The sequence below is a fragment of the Desmonostoc vinosum genome (genome assembly GCF_059505385.1).
On sequence record NZ_JCACKM010000319.1, the window covers coordinates 1 to 3,274 of the forward strand.

Below are 3,274 nucleotides of genomic sequence, written 5' to 3' on the forward strand. Positions count from 1 at the left end.
AGCTCTTCCCATAGCATTGTATTTGTCTCCAGATTTCTTAAAACAATTTTTGATTTAGTAGCTTGTTTTGTGTTGAATTTCATGAGCGCACCTCTTATTAAAGTTTCATCGACTATGAATAAATTTTTACTATTGACTTTGCAGACTGTACATACGGCTATTTGCACCTGGCATAGTGACGATGTGGTTCGTAATTTACTCCAGATTTAACAAACTCTTGACCATGAACATAATAGTGACCACCATATCCCAAATTGTCACTTTTTAGCGTAGTATAGTCTGCATTGCATCCAAATTTTGCACATTCAGCCTGCAAGTAATCCTTTGCAGTTTGCCCAGGGTAGGAGTACCTAAGAGACTCAAAATAGACATCCACCTTTATATCACTGCATCTTTGTACGGGTACAAACACAGGTTGTAATGCTGGTGCAACTGGTACCTCCTGTCCATGCATCCTTAATGCTCCAAAAGTTATTGTTGCAGGTATCATGCTACCTACAACCACAAGTAGACGAATTGAACGATTAGTAAACATTATATGCTTCCTCCAATTCAATTAATAGACATCTGGCTTGTCAATATGGGCTTGCTATTATTACAGCCCAAGTTGATTTGTTCACAAAAATTTAATCTGTCTTCTGCAACTTGGAGTCTAGTGTCAAATCTTTGCTAAACAACTATGCAATTAATGAAACAGTAGCAACTTTAACACTATTTTAATGACTCTAAGTAGAAATATAGCTTTAACCAGAACCAGGTAATTACGTACAATCAGACTTAAAACTTTTTATAATAAGTAGCTAATAACTTAGTATTAAAAACTTAAGCCTTAATTAATTAGTTATCACGAGTAAAAAGCAAAATAAATTTCTTTATTAAAACTTGAACATGTAAAGAAGTGTAATTTCTAATACATTGCAACTATACTGAGTAAAGCGGTAAGAAAAAACAATACATACGAAGTAGCATTCAGAAGGTAGATTAAGAGTAAAAATTGGACAGGCTCGCATCATATCAAGTAAAGAGCATCTTTGTAATCACACCTTTTGAATAACAATAGTTTGTTATATACTTCTGTTTTTCCTACCTACTTGATTTATAAAGATGAATTAGTATTTTTAAATACATGACGTACTAATGTTGTAAGTTTTTTCAATCAAAAGCAAAATTATTGTAAAGTTAGGTTTTGAAATTAAGTTTTTCTTGCAAAGAAGTAGTTTTCTTTTTTTGTGAAAAATACTTTTCTGATAAAGAAACCTATTTCACAAAATAATAAGTAAAATTTATTAACTCCTCTAAAAGAGTTCTGTGTTTAATTACACTTCACCTTTACATAATCTTTATAAACACGCTAAAACTGGCGCAAGGGAATTATCCTGGCGAAAAACCCAATCTTGAATCGGAAACTAGGGAATTTGAAGGAATGATAGTTCAGCAGAGTTTTGTGGAGCTAGCGATCGCAGGTGTATTTTTACTTCAATGAGCGCTGCTAATGTGATATCTTTTGAGCGATCGCATTTAAGTTTTTGACCAACCAACCCAATGAAGGTACAGAAAAGTGAAAGCATCAGCTTCTGCTTTTGGGAACCCTAGTTAAAGATTTTAGGGTCATTAAATGGTAGTCAAAACTCAATTTCGTTGGCGGGTTCTTCTAACAATAATCATAGGAACAATAACTGCATTTGCGTAGGCGTAGCCCGCCGCAGGCATCGCCACAGCTTCTCGTGAGTGGCAAGCACAGACACAAGGCTGGTGTGTGCGGTTCTCGCCAAATGGCAGTCAAAAAGTTTTGTATGGCGGCGACTGTTGGAAGTAACTTCTCTCTTCAGTGTGCAAATATACGTTCCAAGAAGCTTGTTATTTCAGACCAAGCAGAGGTCGAAGCAGCAGAATCGTAGCGATAACCGTCATCGCGCATAAAGGTATGCTCTGCTTCATACAAAAGAACTTTGTGAGGTACACTAGCGTTTTCCAGAGCTGTAATTATAGTTTGACGGTCATTTTCTCCAATGTGAGGGTCGAGCGTACCAAATACCATTAGCACCTCACCTTTGATTTCACTGATTCTAGTGATTGTATCGGCTACTCCCTGTCCCAATTTGCCGCTAGGGATACCTGTGGGGTAGCAGCAGACAGAAGCCTTAACTTCGCTGTTAAACGCTGCACGAAAAGCTAAGTGTCCACCAATGCAAAAGCCTAAAGTGCCTATCTTACTTGAATAAACAGAATCTTCTGCTTGAAGAAAATCAATTACAGCACGACAATCTGCATCGTAATCAGCAACCGCCGTTCGCCGTGCATCGTCATTACCCCGCATTCGCCCCAAATCGTCTGGTTCAATAACTAAACCAACTGGCTCAATTCGATGAAAGATTTCTGGAACTGCCACTACGTAGCCATACCCAGCTAAGTAGTTAGCCAAACGAATCATTGCACCGCCTAACTGATAGATATCACTGTAGAACATAATACCTGGGTAACTTCCTGTTGCTTTGGGAGCTGCTATGTAAACACGCATTAGACTCTCATCTACTCTCAACTCAATGTTGCGCTTGGTAATTTGCACTGTTTTATCTCCGTCTCATGCCTGCTTTCATTGTTTCTCTATGAACTACTCTGACTTTTCACGGGAAGTCCTCAAGCCCTGAAAAGCTTAACTTTTTCCACAGTCTAATTCTCAATAGCTCAGAGTTAATGAGAATAAATAACAGAAAAATCAGGGCTTGGGAAAACCTCAAAATGCTCTTTTCCACATACCGTGAAAAGTCAGGTTAGTGGTTGCACTTCTTTAAGCGCAACTGTCTCAACTTTACGGTTCCCTGAAATTTGCGCCAAAACTTTCAAGTCTAACTGAGCATTTCCAGGTATAACAGCAAAACAGATACCTGTTTGATCTCCTCTAACTACTAAGGTGATTTCTAGGAAAGAATTTACCAATAGAGGTAGAATGTAGCCTTGATGCAAAACAAACAGGAGCAAGCATTTGGATAGGTTAGCCACAGGAGGCGCAGCCAAATCATTAACAGCATCGCAAATAGAAGACTTGCGGTTGGCAGCATCGAAAATGAATGGAGTGGAACGTCGGAGTTTTCAGGCACAGATGGCATTGAAGTATTGCCAGGGAAGCGCAAGGCTGGCAGAAACGGTATTTGGTTGGGGTAGACAAAATATAGAGGTAGGATTGGCAGAAAAACGAACAGGGATAACCTGTGTAGGACTGATACTGTTGGCGAAAGTGTTACAAACGCATAAACAAAAGTGTTACAACTAAAAG

The 3,274-nt window shown here is 38.5% G+C and carries 5 protein-coding genes; 1 reads left to right on the forward strand and 4 read right to left on the reverse strand.

What is annotated here, in order from left to right:
• Nucleotides 1–157: 157 nt before the first annotated feature.
• The 4 genes from AC5JMF_RS31850 to AC5JMF_RS31865 all read right to left on the reverse strand — a co-directional run bounded on the left by AC5JMF_RS31850 (nt 158) and on the right by AC5JMF_RS31865 (nt 2,979).
• Entirely contained in the window at nt 158–535 is a 378-nt protein-coding gene (locus tag AC5JMF_RS31850) for a hypothetical protein (protein WP_495799707.1), read from the reverse strand.
• A gap of 871 nt (nt 536–1,406) precedes the next feature.
• Nucleotides 1,407–1,568, reverse strand: a complete 162-nt coding sequence (locus tag AC5JMF_RS31855; RefSeq protein ID WP_495799708.1) for a hypothetical protein — start codon at nt 1,566–1,568, stop codon at nt 1,407–1,409.
• A 257-nt stretch (nt 1,569–1,825) separates the two neighbouring features.
• A complete protein-coding gene (locus AC5JMF_RS31860) occupies nt 1,826–2,566 on the reverse strand; it encodes a dienelactone hydrolase family protein (protein WP_495799709.1) in 741 nt (246 codons plus the stop codon).
• 200 nt (nt 2,567–2,766) lie between these two features.
• Nucleotides 2,767–2,979 carry a hypothetical protein gene (locus AC5JMF_RS31865; RefSeq protein WP_495799710.1) on the reverse strand — a complete coding sequence of 71 codons (213 nt, stop codon included), beginning with the start codon at nt 2,977–2,979 and terminating at the stop codon, nt 2,767–2,769.
• A 4-nt stretch (nt 2,980–2,983) separates the two neighbouring features.
• On the opposite strand from AC5JMF_RS31865, the gene AC5JMF_RS31870 reads away from it, so the two are divergent.
• On the forward strand, nt 2,984–3,271 hold the full coding sequence (locus AC5JMF_RS31870) for a hypothetical protein (protein WP_495799711.1): 288 nt from the start codon (nt 2,984–2,986) through the stop codon (nt 3,269–3,271).
• Nucleotides 3,272–3,274 lie beyond the last annotated feature (3 nt).

Coding starts and splice junctions, on each gene's coding strand:
- AC5JMF_RS31850 (WP_495799707.1), bottom strand. CDS start 535: ATGTTTACTAATCGTTCAATTCGTCTACTTGTGGTTGTAGGTAGCATG.
- AC5JMF_RS31855 (WP_495799708.1), bottom strand. CDS start 1,568: ATGCTTTCACTTTTCTGTACCTTCATTGGGTTGGTTGGTCAAAAACTT.